Below are 19,328 nucleotides of genomic sequence, written 5' to 3'. Positions count from 1 at the left end.
TGCACCTTCGTGTTTCTGTATCTTTCCAATTCAATGAAGCACGTCACTTTTTATACTTCAGATTGTATTTCATTATCATGTCAAACAGCGTTATGAAAGCGTCCTTCACCTGATTTGAAAGGTTTTCAATCTTAGCCTGAATAAAACTGTAAAGAATCTTCAGCAGCAAATAAACGACCAGACCGGAAGCCAAAGTGATCAAAGCCATCTTTATTCCGCCAGCCATAATCATCAGCGTAGCCTCACCCGCCTCCTGCACTGCATCAAGAGCCACCACCAAACCGCCTACCATACCGATAAAGCCCAACATCAGAGCGATCTTGAACAGCAACGCAATCCACGAACACCCTTTCTTCAAACGATTTATCTGTATCTTGGCATAAATATTAGCGGTATGTTCAACCACATCAGGACTTTCGTCAATACGGGAAAGTCCCTGATAGCAAACCGCAGCAACAGGGCCGCGCGTGTTACTGCAAATATTCCGGGCACCTTCTATATCGCCCTTTTCCAGCGCATCTTCCAACCGGGACAACAGTTTCTTGGCATTGACATTTGACAAATTCAGGAAAATCACACGTTCAATGCTCAGAATCAGTCCGGCCAACAAGATCAGACATATAAGGGACATAAAAAACACATTCCCTTCAACAAACCTCTCCTCCATTGTCTGCAACAGGCCTGCAGCCCCACTCTCCGGCGAATCGGCCACAATTCCTTCCACTTGTGAAGGGACCAAACTCACCGTATCCTGTGCAACTGCAACTATCGCACAAAACGAAAAGACACTTGCCATCGCAAGATTCGCAAACAACCTTTTCATCATTTAAAGACTAAAAAACAGATTAAATATAGCAGTCATATTTTTCCGGTTGCGGAGAGAACGGGATTCGAACCCGTGATACGCTTTTGACGTATACACGCTTTCCAGGCGTGCCTCTTCAACCACTCGAGCACCTCTCCTTGATTTATTGGCATCCGGATCATTCCGCTGAAAGACCAATGGCGAATGTTATGAACACCGCGAATGAATCGCAGTGCAAAAGTATTCTTTTTTTTCTTCATACAGCACATTGCACCTTCAAAAAATGAACTTTCGGTCTAAAATTAATAAACTTTAAGCACTTTACGCTTCAATATCGAATACTTTCAACGCATTTTCAGCCGTTATACGGGCCACAGCCTCTACAGAAAGAGAATATATCTCCGCCACTTTCTCCGCCACCTTCACTATATGGGCGCTCTCATTCCGCTTTCCCCGATAGGGCACAGGCGCAAGATACGGAGAATCGGTTTCCAGAACAATCCTTCCAACCGGCACATGAAGCAATGTTTCGGGCAACGAACTTTTCTTGAAGGTCACCACTCCGTTGATGCCAAGCATGAAGCCCCCATATTCCATCAGACGGGCTGCATCCTCTGCCGTCCCGGTAAAACTGTGAAAAATGCCGCGCAAGGCCGTTTTACGATAAGGCTCCAACACGCCAAACAGTTCCGGATAAGCATCCCTGCAGTGGACGACCAAAGGCATATTCCGCTCCAAAGCCCATTGGATCTGCGCGTCAAAAACCCGCAACTGTTCGCCGGCAAAAGTCCGGTCCCAATACAGATCCAGCCCTACTTCACCTATGCCATAAAACTTTTCGGGAGAATCAAGCCAAAGCTTTACACTTTCCAGACGACTTTTCCAATCAGCATCAACCGAAGTGGGATGAAGTCCGATCATCGGATAACACCTTTCATGCCGATGACAAAGAGCAAGCATAGCCTCAACCGACGTATCGTCTATGTTCGGCATAAACAAATGCGTCACTCCGGCTTCTGCAGCACGGGCCAGCACCAGCTCCCTGTCATCATCAAACTCTTCCGTATATAAATGGGTATGCGTATCAAAAAGACCTGTCATAAACTTTACAATTTACGTTTCATCATGCCGCAGACAAAATCGCGCAGATTGACCTTCAAAGCGGAATCCACCTCCACTTCATCCAAAAGCCTCAGTCCTTCTTCATAATAGGCGCTGATCCGCTGATTGCACATTTCCGCGATTCCTACCTTATTATAAATGTCTGTTACCGCCCGAATCTTCTGATCCGGTTCAAAATCGGCTGCATCAATCCATTTCTCCAGTTCTATCCTGTCGCCCGCACCAGCATGTGCAAGCGCAGTAATCAGCATGAACGTTTTCTTGTTGCACAAGATATCCCCTCCTATCTTCTTTCCAAACACGGCAGGATCGCCATAAACATCCAGATAATCATCCTGCAACTGGAAAGCCAGCCCCATTTTTATTCCGAAATCATACAACAGCTGCGCATCTTTTTCCGAAGCTCCTCCAAGAACAGCCCCAATCTTCAATGAGCCGGCAAGCAGAACCGATGTCTTCAACCTGATCATCTCAATGTATTCATCAACACTCACATCTGTACGGGACTCAAACTCCATATCCCACTGCTGACCTTCGCACACCTCAAGAGCCGTACGGCCGAATATGCCCATCACCTCTTTCATGCAACCGGCCGGACAATCCTGCATCATGAACTGATAAGCCAGTATCAGCATGGCGTCGCCCGAAAGAATTGCCGTGTTCTCGTCCCATTTTCTGTGTACCGTAGGCTTGTTTCTCCGCATATCTGCCTTATCCATCAGATCATCGTGCAAAAGCGTAAAATTATGATAAGTTTCTATGCCTGCGGCCTGAGGAAAAATCCGGTCCACATCTTCCCTATAAAGATTATAGGCCAGAAGCATCAAAACAGGGCGGATACGTTTTCCGCCGAGTCCCAGCACATATTCAACAGGTTCATACAGGCCTTCCGGTTCATGCATATACGGCAATTTTTCGATATACGAATGAATCCGCCTCAAAAGTTTTTCACTTGACTCTTGTTTCATATTCGTTTTATTTGATATCACTGTCAGGCAAATATAACATAAAACATCGAACAGGCAAATACTGCCGTCAAAAATCATGCAAATAACAAACATTTGCGCTTGACACGAGCAGAGTATTTGAACAATTGCTTATCTTTGAAAATCTTTTCAAACCAAGTTTAAAATGAAAAAAATAATCATCGCAATCGACGGCTTTTCTTCTTGTGGAAAGAGCACAATGGCTAAAGACCTGGCCAAAGAAATAGGATACATATACATTGACAGCGGAGCCATGTACCGGGCCGTAACATTATACTGCCTGCAGCACGGAATGTTCAATGCAGACGGCAGCATTCAGGAAGAAACGCTGAAACAGCAGATGAAAGACATACACATCAGTTTCCAGCTCGACCCTGCAAGCCAGCGTCCCGCAACGTACCTGAACGGCAAGAATGTAGAAGAAGAGATCCGCACCATTGAGGTTTCATCACACGTCAGCCCCATAGCAACGCTGGGATTTGTACGCGAGGAAATGGTAAGGCAGCAGCAGGCAATGGGCAAGGAAAAAGGGATAGTCATGGACGGACGCGACATCGGAACTGCGGTCTTCCCGCACGCCGAACTGAAAATATTCGTTACGGCTTCGGCACAGATCCGGGCGGAACGGAGATACAAGGAACTGAAAGAAAAAGGGCAGGACGTTTCTTTTGAGGAAATACTGAAAAACATAGAAGACCGCGACCGTATCGACCAAAGCCGGGAGATCAGCCCGCTGCGCAAAGCAGACGATGCGCTTCTGCTCGACAACAGCCACATGAGCATAGCTGAACAGAAAGAATGGCTGAAAGAACAATTCAACAAAGCGACTCATGAATAACAATGTAGAAATCGACGAGGGATCGGGCTTCTGCTTCGGAGTAACCACAGCCATAAAAAAGGCGGAAGAAGAGCTGGCGAAAGGAGAAACGCTTTATTGCCTGGGCGATATCGTACACAACGGACAAGAATGCGAAAGACTCCGGAAAATGGGACTCGTCACGATTACTCACAAAGAATTTGCCGGACTGAGAAACGTGAAAGTGCTGCTGCGGGCACACGGCGAACCGCCGCAAACATACGAAATGGCACGCCGCAACCACATTGAAATTATCGACGCCACCTGCCCTGTCGTGCTGCGCCTGCAAAAACGCATCAAGCAGGAATACGACAACACGTTGTCGGGAAAAGAAAAGCAAATCGTCATTTTCGGAAAAAACGGACATGCCGAGGTACTGGGACTGGTAGGGCAAACCGAAGGAAAAGCCATCGTGATCGAAAGCATCGGAGAAGTGTCCAAACTGGATTTCTCGAAAGACATCCGGCTTTACTCGCAAACGACAAAGTCGCTCGATGAATTCCGCGAAATCGTAGCCTACATAAAAGAACACATTTCGCCTGAAGCCACGTTTGAATATTTTGATACCATCTGCCGGCAGGTAGCAAACAGGATGCCAAACATACGCCAGTTTGCTGCCGGACACGACCTGATATTCTTTGTCTGCGGACACAAAAGTTCGAACGGAAAGATCCTGTATCACGAATGCCGGAAAGTCAATCCGAACTCATATCAGATTGACGGACCCGGAGAAATAGACAAGAAGCTGACCGAAAATGCAAGATCCATCGGCATCTGCGGCGCCACATCTACGCCCAAATGGCTGATGGAAGCCTGCAAAAAGGAAATTACGGGAGAATAACTTCTTAGAGCCTGTCGCATATTTGTACGACAGACTCTTAAATTCTTAAATTTTAATCATTTTGACATCGCCCGAAGACAGTTATTTTGTAATTTTGCAAACAAAACATAACACTTATCATTATGGGAACTATAAAATGTATCGGTATTCTTACTTCAGGAGGTGACGCCCCCGGTATGAACGCCGCAATCCGTGCGATAACCCGCTCGGCAATCTACAACGGACTGAAAGTAAAAGGTATCTACAGAGGATACAAGGGCTTGATTACCGGTGAAATCAAGGAGTTCAAGACCGAGAATGTCAGCAACATCATCCAGTTGGGAGGTACCATCCTGAAAACAGCACGCTGCCAGGAATTCAAGACACCCGAAGGCCGGCAGATCGCTTACGATACAATGAAAAAGGAAGGCATCGACGCATTGATCGTCATCGGAGGCGACGGCTCGCTGACCGGCGCGCGTCTGCTGGCGCAAGAGTTCGACGTCCCCTGCATCGGACTGCCGGGAACTATCGACAACGACCTTTACGGAACTGACACTACCATCGGATATGATACTGCACTGAATACAATTCTGGATGCTGTGGACAAGATCCGCGACACCGCAACTTCGCACGAACGTCTGTTCTTCGTCGAAGTCATGGGACGTGACGCCGGATTCCTTGCCCTGAACGGCGCCATTGCCGCAGGAGCGGAAGCTGCCATCATCCCGGAATTCAATACAGAAGTAGACCAGCTGGAAGAATTCATCAACAACGGTTTCCGCAAATCCAAGAGCAGCTCAATCGTGCTGGTAGCCGAAAGCGAAATCACCGGAGGCGCAATGCACTATGCCGAACGTGTAAAGAATGAATATCCGCAATACGACGTGCGCGTCACTATCCTCGGACACCTGCAGCGCGGCGGACGTCCGACAGCGCACGACCGCATCATCGCCAGCCGCATGGGTGTGGCAAGCATCCAGGCTTTGATGGAAGGACAACGCAACATCATGATCGGCATCGAGAACGACCAGATTGTTTACGTTCCTTTTGCCAAGGCAATCAAGAACGACAAGCCTATCGACCGCGAACTGGTGAACGTTCTTCACGAGCTGTCAATCTGACATTTGAACGATACACATAACAACAGCACAAGGGGCACAGACGTTTGGTTATCCATTCATCCGTGCCCCTTGCATTGCATTTGCCGGTATCTTCTTACTGCTGCTGTTCTCTCAGCGTTTCGTCGATGGCAGCTATTTTCTTCAGCACAAGTTCCATATCCGCTTTCAAGCGTTCTATTTTCCGATTGATGTCGGCCACCAGGCTATTTCCCTTCTGAGAAGCCGCATTCAAGAATCCCAGATTGTTTTCGTAAGTCTGAATATCGCTCTTCAGCCCTTCATACGTACGGACAAGACGTTCACGGTCGCGATACAAATTGCCGTCTTTGCTAAGGCCCGCCTTGAAGCTGCTCAGTTTCTTTTCAGCCGCAGAAAGATGCAGGCGGTCGAAAAGTTTGTCCACCAGATTATGGTATTCTTTGTACAGGCGGTCTTTCTCTTTAAACGGAACAAAACCGATTGAGTTCCACTCCTTCATCAGTTCGCGTGTACGTTCAACCGCAGCCTCATCCGTATTGCCCGAACCGTCAAGGGCAGCAAGTTCCTTGATAATCTCTTCCTTTTTCGCAAGATTCTCCAGTTCTTCAGAACGCTGGGAAGAAGTTGCCTTATTCTTCTGTTCAAAGAAATAGTCGCAGGCTCCGATAAACCGCTTCCAAACGGCATCAGAATGTTTCTTGGCTACAGGACCTATGGTTTTCCACTCTTTCTGGAGCTTTGTCAGGATTTCTGCCGTAGCCTTCCAGTCGGTGCTTTCTTTCAGCGACTCAGCCTGCTCGCACAGTGCTTTCTTCTTTTCCAGATTGGAAGCCATGTTTTCTTTGACCATCTTGAAGAACGCAGCCTTCCGGCGGAAAAATTCATCGCATGCCGCACGGAAACGCTCGAAAATCTTCACATTCATTTTCTGCGGGGCATATCCGATGGTTTTCCATTTCGCCTGCAAGGCAAGAATCTCCTGAGTCTTTTCCTCCCAGTCGGCAAACGTAGTGAACTTGTCGTACTCCATGCTTTCAACAATCTCGCAAATCACGGTTTTCTGGTCAAGATTGTTCTGCTCCTTCTCTTTCAGTTCCTCAAAATGCTGCTGATGACGGCGGTTCACCACTGTTGAAGCAGCCTTGAAGCGTGCCCAGATGCTTTCGCGCAGTTCCTTTGCAACCGGACCGACTGAACGGAATTCCTGATGCAGCTTCTGCAACTGGTGGAATGCCGAAATCACATCCGGTTCATCAGCCAGTTTTTCCGCAGCCTCGCACAAATGCGTTTTCTGCTCCAGATTCTTCTTGAAGTCATATTCTCTGAACTCATTGTTCAGCTTTACCATATCATAAAACTTCTCAGTATAAAGCTGATAATTCTTCCAAAGTTCGTTTACTTTCGGGGCGGGCACCTGACCTATCTCGTTCCATTCCTGCTGAAGCAGTTTGAAATCGTTGTAAATCTTTCCGGTATCTTCAGAAGACTCAACCATCGCCTTCATTTTTTCCAGGATATTTTCCTTTTTCAGCAGATTGTCTTCCTTTTCCTTTTCCTGAGCGACAGCGATGGCGTTCCGCTTTTCCTTGATCGACTTCATCACTTCCTTGAACTCCTTTTCATCAGGATCTGAAGCCGGAGAAAAGTCTTCCGGCTTTCCGCCGCTTTCGATGAAAGCTTTGCGAGCTGCCTCCTGCTCGGCTTTATGCAGTTTATAAAAAGTTTGTTTCAGCTGGTCAACTTCCTGTTTGTCTGTTTCACTCATGTTTTCGTTGATTTCCTTCAAGCGCTGTATCACTTCCGATTTGGTCTGTTTCGGCTCATAAGCAACCTGAGGTTCTTCAACAGTAGAAACCGAAACTTCAGAAACTTCAGTTTCCGGTGTTTCAGTTAACGGGCGGTTAGTTTCATTTACTTCCATCGTATAAGAATTTTAAGAATTTTCTTCTTTAAAATATGTGTAGTTACAAATTAAAGCAATTAAATCTGATTTTCATAACATTTTGGCCAAATATTTTTTAGCAGGATGAAAATATTTTTCAAATTCAGCCTGCTTTTATAGCTCAAGGAAAGAAGAAAAACCGGAAACGGGCAGGCGGATTCTGTATCTCCAGGCTAGAGATACAGATCTCCAGCCTAAAGATGCATAGCTCCAGTTTAAAGATACACATCTCCAGACTGGAGATAAAGAATATGCTTTGTTCCTCAGCAAAAATGACAGGGAGCTGCCGCTTAAGGTTTTCGGAGGGTTCCGGCAGGTATGGCCTTCGACTGCTCACGCTGTTCTCTGAAGACCGTAACCTCCTGCGGTTTTGTCCAGTCGGCGGCCTGCACAATTTCCTGCAGGTCTTCGAGCCTGTTTACCGGCTTGCCGCTCAGCCTCAGGATTACGTCATTCGGACGTATAAAGTCGCGCAGCGGACTTCCCATGGCATGCACGGACACAACGTAAACGCCCCGTTCACTGTCCATGCCAGTAGCCGAACGTTCGCCAAGCGTATCGAGTGTCTTCAACCGCAATCCGGACCATTCCCAGACACGGGTTCCGTTTCCTTCAGTGCACACTGCCGGCAATGGCATCGGAGGCCGTGCCGCCAACGCCTTAAGCCTTGGCGAAGTTACGCCGAAATCATCCATTCCGAAATTTTTGAAACCGCAGAGCGAAGCCAGCTCCTCAACGTTTGCCAGCCGGAAGTCACCTTCTTCCGGATTTACAAACTCCGGAACATAAACCACCGAATGTTCGTCCGTTCCGCCGCCCCTTGCCGCACGGTAAGCCGTGCTGTCAGCAAATACATTGTAGTCGACTTCCGCTCCCCAGTGAGATATACCGATCGGGCGGTATAGACTCATCACAAGATTGCGCACAAATACATCTCCGCTGCGGGGAAACCACACATGCGGGTGAAACGTGTTGTTTACCATGATATTGTTCTCTACTACCCGGTAGAATCCTTCACGCAGCTTGATTCCTCCGTTCAAGCAAAGATTGTTGTAGATATGATAATTGCTGGAGCCGTCGTCAAGGTCAATATCCCAGCCGCGGTCACAGCGGAAACGGTTGCAGGCAAGCGTCGTACACGATCCGGCATCCGCCAGAACCAGATCGGGACGAGCCTGCAAGAGCTGGCGGATACGCTTGTTCGAACTGCTCCAGAAGCGGTCGCGCCCCCATGAGTTGAATGCGCCATGATCGCCTGTTTCCAATACGGTATTGAACACATCGTTATAGACAATCCGATGTCCTCCCCATGTGCCTTCGCTGACATTGATGCCCGCACGAGGCACATCGTAGATGGTGTTATGGCTTACAAGGATATGGCTGCACATGGACAGCTCCACGCCTGCCACCTGCTTCTCAAACAGACCGATGTGATGTATCAGATTGTCAGAAACCACACACCGGGAAGGATACTCTTCCGTCTTCGGTCCGGGCGTGAAATCCATTTCATCCGGCTCTGCATTGCTTCCGTAGCTGAAGCTGGGCGAACGGACCGCCTCAGGCTTTCCTACCATGCAGACCGCACTGGCTCCAATCTGTTCAAACAAGCATCCGCTGACAGAAGAGTTGCGGTGATAACCGGAAAAGAAAACAGCGTTTCCCCCCAAGAGGCGAAAATCACAGTCTGCTATGCGGCATCCCTCCGTACCTTCCAGCAGAACGGCACCGCCACGGTAGATGCGCCAGTCCGAACGCAGAAGGGGTTCGTATTCTTCCATAAAAGTGCGTACGGTTTGCGTAAACTTTAGTCCTTGCAAGGTTATGTTGCGCACGGGCCGTTCTTCACAGCCCCTGAATTCCACCAAATGCTTCAGTTGGGGCGTTTCAAACCGGAGCTGTTCCACTTTCTCGCCAGGCAACGGATAATAATAAAGACAGCCCTTTCCGGAATCATAATACCACTCACCGGGAGCATCCAGTTCTTCAAGGATGTTTTCCACCATCCGATTCTGCGGATGCGGTCTGGACGGACGGTTGTTCTGCCACCCGCCTTCCAGTATCAGTTCTCCTTTGCTGTCTTTCCCCGTAATACGGTAATGAAAATCACCCCAGTCGTGTCCGTGCATGGCATGCAAGTAACCGCCTTCAAAATGTTTCCAGCGTTTCACCCGCTTGGGATCAGCAGCATCAGCCGCAACACCGTTCAAGCGAACCGCCGCAGAGTCATAGTTCGGATAACGCGCCATGGGCCTAAGCTCGCCGTTCACCAGAAGCATGTCCATCATTACGCGCTGATGCACGCGAGCCTTCACGACTCCCCCTTTGTGCGTTTCCCACCGCAACGACAGAGGAACGCCGCTTGTCAGCACAGCCTGCTCGCCCGGATATGAACGTATGCAAAGCATCTTGCGCTCTCCCCCGGTATCTTCTGCCGTAAATACCAGCGGATGTTCCAACTGGTAGCTGCCTCCCCGCAGCCAGATGGTCACTTCCGCTGCCGGGACATTTCGGGCCGCGGCCTGCGCATCTTCTATACAACGATATGGAGCATCCATACTCCCGTTTCCGTCCGCACTTCCAGCGGGCGATACATAAAGGCTGACTTGCGCCTCCATCGGAAGGAAAGCAAGAAAAGCTGCCACCTGTCCTACGGCCATGGCAGATAATCGCCTGAAATACATCTTCATAATATCAGGATCATTATTTTATACGTTTCAGGAATCAAGAAGCTCCCTGGGAAAATCCCCCCTTGTTCCAAATGCATGTAGCCGAAGCTCACGAAAGAAGCACCGTAATGCCCATATACATCAGCATGCCGATAATGTCGTTGGTAATAGAAATAAAGGGACCGGTAGCTATCGCCGGATCAATCTTCAGCTTTTCAAGCGTCATCGGAACCAGTGTCCCGAATATAGACGCAAACATCACGACAGCAAACAGACTGATTGATACAGAATAGCTGACTGTTGCGCTTGCGCCAAAACGGACAAAATTGTAAATGTAGACAAGCATCGATATGATGGTGGCATTGATCAGTGCAACCACCGATTCTTTCAGTATCTGCTTGAATGTGTTTTCTGCATTCAACGAACTGTTGGCAAGACCTTGTACAACCAATGCTGACGACTGGGTGCCGACGTTACCGCCCGTACCGCCAATCAGCGGAATATAGAGGGCCATCTCAGGGTGAGCAGCAAAGGTCGTGTCGAAATTCCCCAGAATCATGGAGTTTCCGATCCCTCCCAGCATACCGATAAGCAGCCACGGAAGACGGGCTGTGGTCTGACGGAATACATTATCGTCCGTTTCCACGTCCTGCGACAATCCGGAAGCCAGCTGGTAGTCGCGTTCGGCCTGTTCGCGCACTTCATCCATCACGTCATCAACAGTGATGCGGCCCACCAGCCTCCCGATACTGTCCACCACCGGAACCGCCACCAGGTCATATTTTTCAATCGTCTGCACAACTTCCTCAACCGGCGTATCCACACGCACCGAGATAGGGTCTTTCTTCATCACGTGCTTCACTTTAGACACAGACGGGCTCGTTATCATCTTTTTCAGCGGGAACACCCCCCTAAGCCGCTCGTCATCATCCACCACGTATACATAATAAATTTCATCCATCTCTTCGGCCTGTATACGCATCTCGCGCAAGCACTCAGGCATACTCCAGTTCTCGTTTACGACAACCATCTCCGTACCCATCAGACCGCCGGCAGTGTCTTCATCATATTTCAAAAGATCAACGATGTCGCCCGCCTGCTCGATATCCTCGATGTGAGAAAGCACCTCTTCCTGCTTGTCTTCGTCCATTTCACGGATAATGTCCACGGCATCGTCCGAGTCCATATAGTCGACAAAGCGTTTGGCGATGGTTTCCGACGGCAGGACCTCAAGGAAACGCTTTCGCGCGTCCTCATCCATTTCGATAAGCACGTCGGCCGCAGTTTCATTGTCAAGCAAAAGATACACGAACCGCGCGTCTTCAGGGTCCAGTTCGTTACACAGTTCGGCGATATCAGCCGGATGGAGGCTCGAAAGCACCTCCTTCAACTTGTCTGATTCCTTGTTCTCTATCAGCTCGGTAATCAGTTTGATGTCATCGTTGTTCATCCTGAATGCAAATTATCGTTTGTGTTTACAAATTTTGTGCCCGTCCCGCCAACGCTTCTTCCAGCCTGTTGGTCAGTTCAACAAACTCCTGAACCGACAACTGCTCGGGACGCTTGTCGAAAACCGGATCAGCTGCAAGCGGATGCCCTTTCCCCAATATGGGAGAAATGGAGTTCCGCAAAGTCTTGCGCCGCTGGTTGAATGTGGTCTTGACAATCTGTTTGAACAGTTTTTCATCGCAGCCCAGCTCCCGGGTTGCATTTCTTGTCATGCGGATAACCGCGCTTTTCACCTTCGGAGGAGGATTGAATACATGCTCATGCACCGTAAACAAGTATTCAACCGTATACCATGCTTGAATAAGAACACTCAGAATGCCGTATGACTTGTTTCCCGGAACGGCGGCAATACGCTCGGCCACTTCCTTCTGAATCATGCCTGTACAGCAGGGAATCAGTTCCTTATTGTCCAGCATCTTGAAAAAGATCTGGCTGGAAATGTTATAGGGATAATTTCCCGTAAGCACGAAAGGCTCTCCGCCGAACACTTCCTTCAAATCCATCTTCAGAAAATCCTGTTCAATGATGTCCGCGCCCAACTGAGGAAAATTCTCCTTCAGATAAGCTACCGATTCGAAATCAAGCTCGACCACCTTCACCGGCCTTCTCTTCGGAAGAAGGAACTGAGTCAGCACCCCCATTCCGGGTCCTACTTCCAAGACTGGAATATCCGGACACGCATCCACCGAATCTGCAATATCCTGCGCTATCTGCAGGTCTTTCAGAAAGTGCTGCCCCAAGAATTTTTTCGGTTTTACTAATTTCATTTTGCAGGTTTTAGGGTTTAGTCAAATAAAATTTTCCTGAACGGAATACTATATCAAGCAATGATATTATCTTTGCGTCCTGCAAAGTTAAACATTAATCTTTTTATATACCGTAAATTTTGGAACGAAGTGGCTTAAAAAAAACAATAAATAAGATTCTGCAGATTGCTTTTCCGCTGGTTTTAGGAGCTGCGATTCTGTTATGGACCTATCATGGGTTTGATTTCCGCCAAGTATGGAAAGTGATGAATGGAGGCATGAATTACTGGTGGATGTTGTTTTCACTGGTCTTTGGCGTACTGGGCCATGTGTTCCGCGGATGGCGGTGGAATCTGTCGCTGGCTCCTTTAAACGAATATCCGAAACGCTCGAACAGTGTCTATGCGATCTTTATATCTTATGCGGCCAATCTGGTGTTGCCGCGCGTAGGCGAAGTTTCCCGCTGCGGAGTGCTGTCAAAATACGACGGAGTTTCTTTCTCCAAATCGCTGGGCACTGTCGTGACCGAGCGTTTGATTGACACGCTCTGCGTATTGACAATTACGGCTGTAACATTGCTGCTGCAATCAAGGGTCTTTGCCGCCTTCTTCGACAAGACAGGGACGAATGCCCATTTCTTCACCCATCTGTTTACTTCTACCAATTTCTATATCACACTGGTCTGCATCGCGGCTGTGGGCGTCCTGGCATTCTTCCTGATCAAGAACCTTTCGGTATTTGCGCGCGTAAGGGGCTTTCTAGGAGATATCTGGACCGGATGTCTTTCGCTTCGCCATGTCCACAACCCCGCATTGTTTATCCTTTACACCATCGGCATATGGGCCTGCTATTTCTTTCAGTTCTATGTCAGCATATTCTGCTTCGACTTTTCCGCCGACTTGGGATGGATGGCGGCACTCGTCATGTTTGTTGTGGGAAGCATAGCCGTTGCCGTACCGACACCGAACGGAGCCGGCCCGTGGCATTTCGCTGTAATCACCATGATGATGATGTATGGGGTCAGCAAAGAAAATGCAGGAATATTTGCCTTGCTTGTGCATGGTATTCAAACATTTTTATTAATTTTGCTAGGTATTTACGGACTGGTGGCTCTGCCGCTGACAAATAAAAAACACTAATTGTTTATGAACGAAATCCTTTCTTTAGCTCCGCAAAACGTGTGGAAACATTTCTATTCGTTAACTCAAATTCCCCGTCCTTCGGGACATTTGGAGAAAATCCAGGCTTTCTTGCTCGAATTCGGCAAACAAGCCGGCGTAGAATCATTCCAGGATGAAACCGGAAACATCGTTTACCGCAAACCGGCCACTCCGGGTATGGAGAACCGCAAGACCGTAATCTTGCAGGCACACATGGACATGGTGCCACAGAAAGAAAAAAGCGTTGAACATGATTTTGAAAAAGATCCGCTGCAAGTATATATAGACGGCGACTGGGTTAAAGCCCAAGGAACCACATTGGGTTCGGACAACGGCATGGGAGTTGCTGCCATTATGGCTATAATGGAAGACAAGACATTGAAGCACGGACCGCTGGTAGGGCTGATAACAGCTGACGAAGAAACCGGAATGTACGGAGCTTTCGGACTGAAACCGGGAACGATTGAAGGAGATATCCTGCTGAATCTCGATTCTGAAGAAGAAGGCTTGCTCTATATCGGCTGCGCCGGAGGAGAAGACCTCACGGCTACATTGGAGTACAAAGAAGAAGAAACTGATCCGGAAGACGTTGCGCTGAAAGTAACCTTGAAAGGTTTAAGAGGAGGACACTCCGGAATACAGATCGGATGGGGCCACGCCAACGCCAACAAGCTGATGGCACGTTTCATGAATCAGGTCATTACATACGACGAAGCCTGCCTGGTTTCGTGGGAAGGAGGCAATATGCGCAATGCCATCCCGCGCGAATGCGAAGCAATCATCACCGTTCCCGAATCGGAAGTGGATGATGTACTGGCTTACGTAGGAGAGTGCGAACAAATATGGCGCGACGAATACGACACAATCGAAGACAACTTAAGCTTTACAGCCGAACGCGTCGAACTGCCGAAGTACATGGTTCCCGATGAAATCCGCGACAATCTGGTGGATGCAATCTATGCCTGTCCGAACGGTGTGGAGCGTTATATCCCCACAATCCCGGATACGGTAGAAACATCTTCCAACTTAGCTATCGTAAAGATAGCCGGCGGAAAAGCTGAGATCAACGTGCTGACTCGCAGTGCTCGCGAATCGATGAAAGACTACAGAAATACGGCTATCGAAAGCTGCTTCTCTATGGCCGGCATGCACGTAGAACGTTCCGGAAGTTATTCAGGCTGGGAACCGGATGTAAATTCTCCAATTCTCCATGCCATGAAAGAGTCTTACAAAAAACAATTCGGCGAAACTCCGGAAGTAAAAGTTATACACGCAGGATTGGAATGCGGCATTATCGGTGCAGTAATTCCGGGACTGGACATGATTTCTTTCGGACCAACCTTGGAATGTCCGCACACTCCGGAAGAGCGTTGCAATATCCCGTCTGTCAAGAAATTTTATGAATTTCTGACAGCTACGCTGGAAAATACTCCGGCAAAGGAATAGCGCCAACTTCCATTACATACCAAATCGGTTTCCGCCAAATAACGCAGAAACCGATTTTTTTATACAAAGACAACCTTAGCGGAAAACACAATGAATTTAGAACGATTCCTCAACGCACAAAAGACAACTTACGAGCAGGCTCTCGCCGAAATAAAAGCAGGAAAGAAGACAAGCCACTGGATCTGGTGGATTTTTCCACAGATGAAAGGACTGGGATTCAGCTATAACTCCAACTACTACGGCATTGATGACTTGAATGAAGCGCAAGACTATCTTAAGCACCCAGTTCTGGGGAAACGGCTCCGCGAGGCAACCGAAGCATTGCTCCATTTAAGCGGAAAAAGCGCAAAAGAAATATTCGGACCGATTGACGCAATGAAGGTACGCTCCTGCATGACTCTCTTCAATGAAACGGCAGATGACTGTTTGTTCAGACAAGTAATCACACGTTACTTTAAAGGCGAAGCAGATGAAAAGACGCTGAATCTCATCGGGAGATTCAACAAGCCCGTCTTGTTAGGCAGCATAGCCGGTGATGTCATAGGCTCATTTTACGAACGGAACAGCACCAAAAAGCAGGATTTCCATCTGTTCTGTCCTTTTTCCACTTTCACAGATGACACTGTAATGACTGTTGCAATAGCCGAATGGCTGCTTACCTCAAACGATCTGTCGCAAATAATGCGTCGTTATGGGCGGAGCTATCCCCATGCCGGCTATGGAGGCACATTCAGGAAATGGCTTCAAGGAGAAATCTCCGGCCCATACAACAGTTTCGGAAACGGATCAGCCATGAGAGTCAGTCCCGTCGGATGGGCCTTCGACACACTGGAAGAAACGCTGAGAGCAGCAAAAGAAAGTGCAGAATACACACACAACCACCCGGAAGGCATCAAAGGAGCACAGGCAGTGGCAGCATGTATCTATCTGGCAAGAAACGGAAAAGAAAAACAAGACATCAAAGAATATATAGAACAGCAATTCGGCTACAATCTTGAAAGACGATGCGACGAGATAAGACCGTCGTACAGATTTGACGTCACCTGCCAGGGAAGTGTTCCCGAGTCAATCATCGCATTCCTTGAAAGCACAGACTTTGAAAGTGCTGTCCGGCTGGCTGTTTCATTGGGAGGCGATGCTGACACAATGGGAGCCATTGCCGGAGGAATAGCAGAAGCGTACTACGGCAGCATACCGGACCATATCAGACAGGAAGCAATAAAACGAATTCCCAAAGAGTTCACGGATACCATGCATAAATTTTATAACAGGTTCATATCCCCCAGGAAGCAGTAAGAAAAAAGCCCCCAGGCATGAAACAAACTGCCGATGCAAGGATGATCTTTACAAAACGCATCCGCGAAACAAAACGGACATCTTTTTTGTTTAAAAAATTGGAAGTTATAAATCAAATAGTTACCTTTACAAAAATGAACAAACATTAATTATGAGTCATGGAATTTTACATTTCAAATAATAACGAAAAAGAAGGTCCGTTCACTCTTGAAGAGCTGTCTGCAAAAGACATTACTCCTCATACGCTGGTATGGGCAGTAGGATACAAAGAATGGAAAGCGGCAAAGGATGTTCCCAAGCTGAATGACATTATTTATAAAACACCCCCGGCTCCTCCCGTCCAGCAGCCAATGCCGAAAACATGGCTGGTGGAATCCATTCTGGTCACCCTCTTTTGCTGCCTGCCGTTTGGCATTGTCGGCATCATCAACGCCGTAAAGGTAGACACTCTTTACTACGGCGGGCTTTATGAAGAATCGGTATACCGCTCAAACCAAGCAAAAAAATGGATTCTGTGGGGATTCTTCGTAGGACTGGCAGGCGTTCTGCTTTATGTCTTCTTCCTTGTATCCACCATTATCTTTGAACATTATTCTTAAATATTTTTTATTATGGAAACAAACACATGTCCAAAAACATGGATGGCCGAATCCATCCTCGTTACAATTTTCTGCTGCCTGCCGTTTGGCATCGCAGGTATCGTCTTTGCCGCCAAAGTCAGTTCTCTCTATGCGGCAGGCAAATATGAAGAAGCTGAAGCAGCCAGCAAGAATGCAGGCAAATGGACCAAAATCGGATTCTTTGCCGGAATCGTTGTCATCATTCTCTACACGCTCATCTACGGAGCCACACTTCTCAGTCTGCTAAACTCCTGACAAATGAAAGGAAAGGGCATTCTGATAGCATTGCTTGCCGCTGCTTTAGGATTCGTATTCTTTGCCTTCAATCCCGGCACAACAGCACTGTTTCCCAAATGTCCTTTCCTGATGCTCACCGGATTCCGCTGCCCCGGATGCGGCTCACAGCGGGCTGTCCACAGCCTTCTTCATCTTGACATAGCACAAGCTTTCAGCTACAACGCGCTTCTCGTATTGTCCCTGCCGATTCTTCTTCTTTTGGGATATGCGGAACTTGCAAGAAAAAAGAATCCTCTATTTTACAGAAAGATTCACCGTCCCGTTTTTATCTGGAGCTATTTTGTGATCGTTGTAGCTTGGGGCATATGCAGAAACATATTTAACGTATAGCTGCTTTTGAAGCAGCCAGGCAATCAGTCTGCTTTCAAAAACCTTTTAAAACCATAACAATGAATCTTGAAAAAACATTAGTCATTCTGAAACCCAGCGCAGTACAACGCGGACTGGTGGGAGAAATCACTTCACGTTTCGAACGGAAAGGTCTGCAACTGGCAGGAATGAAAATGATGCAACTGAACGACGAGTTGCTGAATGAACACTATGCGCATCTGGCAGACAAGCCGTTTTTCAGCCGTGTGAAAAAATCCATGATGGCCTCTCCTGTCATCGTATGCTGTTATGAAGGCGTTGATGCAGTACAGGTCGTACGCTCCATGACAGGAGCAACCAACGGGCGAAAAGCTGAACCGGGAACCATCCGGGGAGATTACAGCGTCAGCGGACAAGAAAACATCGTACACACATCCGACTCTCCCGAACATGCGATTGTGGAACTCAACCGCTTCTTCAAGCCGGAAGAAATCTTTGACTATACGCCCAACGCACTGCCTTACCTCTACGCCAACGATGAATATTAAAGAGAGAAAAAACAAAAGCCACAGAATGATTTACCTGCAATCCTCCTGTGGCTTTTTTGCTGATTAACACCGTTAAATCGACAGCTCGTTAAGCACGTCAATCAAACTGTTGTCGATAGGCTTATGCTGCTTGATGGCTTCCGCTATGGGCACATAAACCACTTTGTCGTTACGGATACCTATCATCACATTACGCTGCCCCTCCATCAAAGCCTGAATGGAGGCGCATCCCAAACGGCTGGCCAGGATACGGTCGCCCGCACTTGGCGAACCGCCCCGCTGCAAATGACCGAGAATTGTGACACGCACGTCATATTGCGGATACTCCTTCTTCACACGGTCGGCATAATAAGCCGCACCTTTACCCGTAGCACTTTCCGTCACGATGACGATGCTGCTGTTCTTGGTCTTTCTGAAACCACGGCTGATAAACTCCTCCAACTGATCCTTGTCGGTCTGGTCTTCCGGAATAATGGCAGCCTCAGCTCCCGAAGCAATCGCACTGTTCTGCGCGAGAAATCCGGCATCACGTCCCATCACCTCCACAAAAAATATGCGCTCGTGCGAAGTGGCCGTATCACGAATCTTGTCTACACAGTCGACAATCGTATTAAGCGCCGTATCATAACCGATCGTACGGTCCGTACCGCACAAGTCGTTGTCAATGGTTCCCGGCAATCCGATGCACACCACATCGTCATGTTCCTGAGCAAATACCCTGGCACCTGTAAGGGAGCCGTTTCCACCGATAACAAACAATGCGGTAATTTCCTCTTTCTGCATCACTTCGTATGCCTTCTGCCTTCCTTCTGGCGTTTCAAAATCTTTCGAACGGGCCGTTTTCAGAATCGTGCCTCCCCGCTGGATAATGTTGCTTACATCTTCGGAGGTCAGTTCACGAATCTCATCGTGAATCAGGCCTTCGTAGCCCCTATAAATACCTTTGACTTTATAACCGTTGCAAATAGCACTCCGCGTAATGGCACGGATAGTAGCGTTCATGCCCGAAGCATCGCCTCCCGATGTCAAAATGCCAATATAACCTTTCTTTTCCATAATTTTCTGAGATTAGTTTCTGTGACCAAGGAACTGCAAAT

The 19,328-nt window shown here is 48.0% G+C and carries 18 protein-coding genes and 1 tRNA gene; 10 read left to right on the top strand and 9 right to left on the bottom strand.

Translation table 11 applies throughout. The features are described 5' to 3' along the window. Positions 1-43: 43 nt before the first annotated feature. The 4 genes from QUW60_RS03100 to QUW60_RS03085 all read right to left on the bottom strand — a co-directional run bounded on the left by QUW60_RS03100 (position 44) and on the right by QUW60_RS03085 (position 2,895). Positions 44-823 (bottom strand): MotA/TolQ/ExbB proton channel family protein, encoded by a 780-nt coding sequence (locus tag QUW60_RS03100; protein ID WP_289558391.1) that lies wholly within the window; start codon positions 821-823, stop codon positions 44-46. A 52-nt stretch (positions 824-875) separates the two neighbouring features. Next, a tRNA-Ser gene (locus QUW60_RS03095) sits at positions 876-963 on the bottom strand. 163 nt (positions 964-1,126) lie between these two features. Continuing rightward, entirely contained in the window at positions 1,127-1,906 is a 780-nt protein-coding gene (locus tag QUW60_RS03090; RefSeq protein ID WP_258338093.1) for a TatD family hydrolase, read from the bottom strand. Positions 1,907-1,911: 5 nt separating this feature from the next. Then, a complete protein-coding gene (locus tag QUW60_RS03085; RefSeq protein ID WP_289558390.1) occupies positions 1,912-2,895 on the bottom strand; it encodes a polyprenyl synthetase family protein in 984 nt (327 codons plus the stop codon). Between the two features lie 163 nt (positions 2,896-3,058). On the opposite strand from QUW60_RS03085, the gene cmk reads away from it, so the two are divergent. The 3 genes from cmk (at position 3,059) to pfkA (QUW60_RS03070) (ending at position 5,713) form a co-directional block, all read left to right on the top strand. Then, positions 3,059-3,751, top strand: a complete 693-nt coding sequence (cmk, locus tag QUW60_RS03080; protein ID WP_289558389.1) for a (d)CMP kinase — start codon at positions 3,059-3,061, stop codon at positions 3,749-3,751. After that, the gene (locus QUW60_RS03075) at positions 3,744-4,610 is read left to right on the top strand and encodes a 4-hydroxy-3-methylbut-2-enyl diphosphate reductase (RefSeq protein WP_258338096.1); all 867 of its coding nucleotides are present in this window, start codon (positions 3,744-3,746) and stop codon (positions 4,608-4,610) included. Before cmk ends, QUW60_RS03075 begins: the two co-directional genes overlap by 8 nt. 122 nt (positions 4,611-4,732) lie before the next feature. Next, positions 4,733-5,713 (top strand): 6-phosphofructokinase, encoded by a 981-nt coding sequence (pfkA, locus tag QUW60_RS03070; protein ID WP_258338097.1) that lies wholly within the window; start codon positions 4,733-4,735, stop codon positions 5,711-5,713. Between the two features lie 94 nt (positions 5,714-5,807). On the opposite strand, the gene QUW60_RS03065 is transcribed toward pfkA (QUW60_RS03070), so the two are convergent. The 4 genes from QUW60_RS03065 to rsmA all read right to left on the bottom strand — a co-directional run bounded on the left by QUW60_RS03065 (position 5,808) and on the right by rsmA (position 12,576). Next, positions 5,808-7,613 carry a DUF349 domain-containing protein gene (locus QUW60_RS03065; protein ID WP_289558388.1) on the bottom strand — a complete coding sequence of 602 codons (1,806 nt, stop codon included), beginning with the start codon at positions 7,611-7,613 and terminating at the stop codon, positions 5,808-5,810. Between the two features lie 311 nt (positions 7,614-7,924). Next, a complete protein-coding gene (locus tag QUW60_RS03060; protein WP_289558387.1) occupies positions 7,925-10,321 on the bottom strand; it encodes a PDZ domain-containing protein in 2,397 nt (798 codons plus the stop codon). Positions 10,322-10,409: 88 nt separating this feature from the next. Beyond that, positions 10,410-11,750 carry a magnesium transporter gene (mgtE, locus tag QUW60_RS03055; protein ID WP_258338100.1) on the bottom strand — a complete coding sequence of 447 codons (1,341 nt, stop codon included), beginning with the start codon at positions 11,748-11,750 and terminating at the stop codon, positions 10,410-10,412. A 25-nt stretch (positions 11,751-11,775) separates the two neighbouring features. Next, positions 11,776-12,576, bottom strand: a complete 801-nt coding sequence (rsmA, locus tag QUW60_RS03050; protein ID WP_289558386.1) for a 16S rRNA (adenine(1518)-N(6)/adenine(1519)-N(6))-dimethyltransferase RsmA — start codon at positions 12,574-12,576, stop codon at positions 11,776-11,778. A 119-nt stretch (positions 12,577-12,695) separates the two neighbouring features. Between rsmA and QUW60_RS03045 the strand changes: the two genes are divergently transcribed. The 7 genes from QUW60_RS03045 (at position 12,696) to ndk (ending at position 18,231) form a co-directional block, all read left to right on the top strand. Beyond that, positions 12,696-13,694, top strand: coding sequence for a lysylphosphatidylglycerol synthase transmembrane domain-containing protein (locus QUW60_RS03045; protein ID WP_258338102.1), 999 nt, complete (start codon positions 12,696-12,698; stop codon positions 13,692-13,694). A 6-nt stretch (positions 13,695-13,700) separates the two neighbouring features. Next, positions 13,701-15,161 carry an aminoacyl-histidine dipeptidase gene (locus QUW60_RS03040; protein WP_289558385.1) on the top strand — a complete coding sequence of 487 codons (1,461 nt, stop codon included), beginning with the start codon at positions 13,701-13,703 and terminating at the stop codon, positions 15,159-15,161. Between the two features lie 90 nt (positions 15,162-15,251). Continuing rightward, positions 15,252-16,457: a DUF1810 family protein gene (locus QUW60_RS03035; protein WP_289558384.1), complete on the top strand. Its 1,206-nt coding sequence runs from the start codon at positions 15,252-15,254 to the stop codon at positions 16,455-16,457. A gap of 158 nt (positions 16,458-16,615) precedes the next feature. Further along, positions 16,616-17,056: a CD225/dispanin family protein gene (locus QUW60_RS03030; RefSeq protein WP_289558383.1), complete on the top strand. Its 441-nt coding sequence runs from the start codon at positions 16,616-16,618 to the stop codon at positions 17,054-17,056. A 12-nt stretch (positions 17,057-17,068) separates the two neighbouring features. After that, on the top strand, positions 17,069-17,332 hold the full coding sequence (locus tag QUW60_RS03025; protein WP_258338106.1) for a CD225/dispanin family protein: 264 nt from the start codon (positions 17,069-17,071) through the stop codon (positions 17,330-17,332). A gap of 3 nt (positions 17,333-17,335) precedes the next feature. Beyond that, positions 17,336-17,704 carry a DUF2752 domain-containing protein gene (locus QUW60_RS03020; RefSeq protein ID WP_258338107.1) on the top strand — a complete coding sequence of 123 codons (369 nt, stop codon included), beginning with the start codon at positions 17,336-17,338 and terminating at the stop codon, positions 17,702-17,704. Between the two features lie 59 nt (positions 17,705-17,763). Next, positions 17,764-18,231 (top strand): nucleoside-diphosphate kinase, encoded by a 468-nt coding sequence (ndk, locus tag QUW60_RS03015; RefSeq protein WP_258338108.1) that lies wholly within the window; start codon positions 17,764-17,766, stop codon positions 18,229-18,231. 72 nt (positions 18,232-18,303) lie between these two features. Here ndk and pfkA (QUW60_RS03010) read toward each other — a convergent pair whose 3' ends face one another. Continuing rightward, positions 18,304-19,287, bottom strand: a complete 984-nt coding sequence (gene pfkA / locus QUW60_RS03010) for a 6-phosphofructokinase (RefSeq protein WP_258338109.1) — start codon at positions 19,285-19,287, stop codon at positions 18,304-18,306. Positions 19,288-19,328 lie beyond the last annotated feature (41 nt).

This window comes from Bacteroides gallinaceum (assembly GCF_030373775.1).
GTDB classification, from domain to species: domain Bacteria; phylum Bacteroidota; class Bacteroidia; order Bacteroidales; family Bacteroidaceae; genus Phocaeicola; species Phocaeicola excrementipullorum.
Note: the sequence above shows the minus strand (reverse complement) of the source record. Positions and strands in the feature narration are given on the sequence as shown.

Bases quoted from the DNA above. Each gene is read 5' to 3' on its own strand.
- QUW60_RS03100 (WP_289558391.1), bottom strand. From the start codon at position 823: ATGAAAAGGTTGTTTGCGAATCTTGCGATGGCAAGTGTCTTTTCGTTT.
- QUW60_RS03090 (WP_258338093.1), bottom strand. From the start codon at position 1,906: ATGACAGGTCTTTTTGATACGCATACCCATTTATATACGGAAGAGTTT.
- QUW60_RS03085 (WP_289558390.1), bottom strand. From the start codon at position 2,895: ATGAAACAAGAGTCAAGTGAAAAACTTTTGAGGCGGATTCATTCGTAT.
- cmk (WP_289558389.1), top strand. From the start codon at position 3,059: ATGAAAAAAATAATCATCGCAATCGACGGCTTTTCTTCTTGTGGAAAG.
- QUW60_RS03075 (WP_258338096.1), top strand. From the start codon at position 3,744: ATGAATAACAATGTAGAAATCGACGAGGGATCGGGCTTCTGCTTCGGA.
- pfkA (WP_258338097.1), top strand. From the start codon at position 4,733: ATGGGAACTATAAAATGTATCGGTATTCTTACTTCAGGAGGTGACGCC.
- QUW60_RS03065 (WP_289558388.1), bottom strand. From the start codon at position 7,613: ATGGAAGTAAATGAAACTAACCGCCCGTTAACTGAAACACCGGAAACT.
- QUW60_RS03060 (WP_289558387.1), bottom strand. From the start codon at position 10,321: ATGAAGATGTATTTCAGGCGATTATCTGCCATGGCCGTAGGACAGGTG.
- mgtE (WP_258338100.1), bottom strand. From the start codon at position 11,750: ATGAACAACGATGACATCAAACTGATTACCGAGCTGATAGAGAACAAG.
- rsmA (WP_289558386.1), bottom strand. From the start codon at position 12,576: ATGAAATTAGTAAAACCGAAAAAATTCTTGGGGCAGCACTTTCTGAAA.
- QUW60_RS03040 (WP_289558385.1), top strand. From the start codon at position 13,701: ATGAACGAAATCCTTTCTTTAGCTCCGCAAAACGTGTGGAAACATTTC.
- QUW60_RS03035 (WP_289558384.1), top strand. From the start codon at position 15,252: ATGAATTTAGAACGATTCCTCAACGCACAAAAGACAACTTACGAGCAG.
- QUW60_RS03030 (WP_289558383.1), top strand. From the start codon at position 16,616: ATGGAATTTTACATTTCAAATAATAACGAAAAAGAAGGTCCGTTCACT.
- QUW60_RS03025 (WP_258338106.1), top strand. From the start codon at position 17,069: ATGGAAACAAACACATGTCCAAAAACATGGATGGCCGAATCCATCCTC.
- QUW60_RS03020 (WP_258338107.1), top strand. From the start codon at position 17,336: ATGAAAGGAAAGGGCATTCTGATAGCATTGCTTGCCGCTGCTTTAGGA.
- ndk (WP_258338108.1), top strand. From the start codon at position 17,764: ATGAATCTTGAAAAAACATTAGTCATTCTGAAACCCAGCGCAGTACAA.
- pfkA (WP_258338109.1), bottom strand. From the start codon at position 19,287: ATGGAAAAGAAAGGTTATATTGGCATTTTGACATCGGGAGGCGATGCT.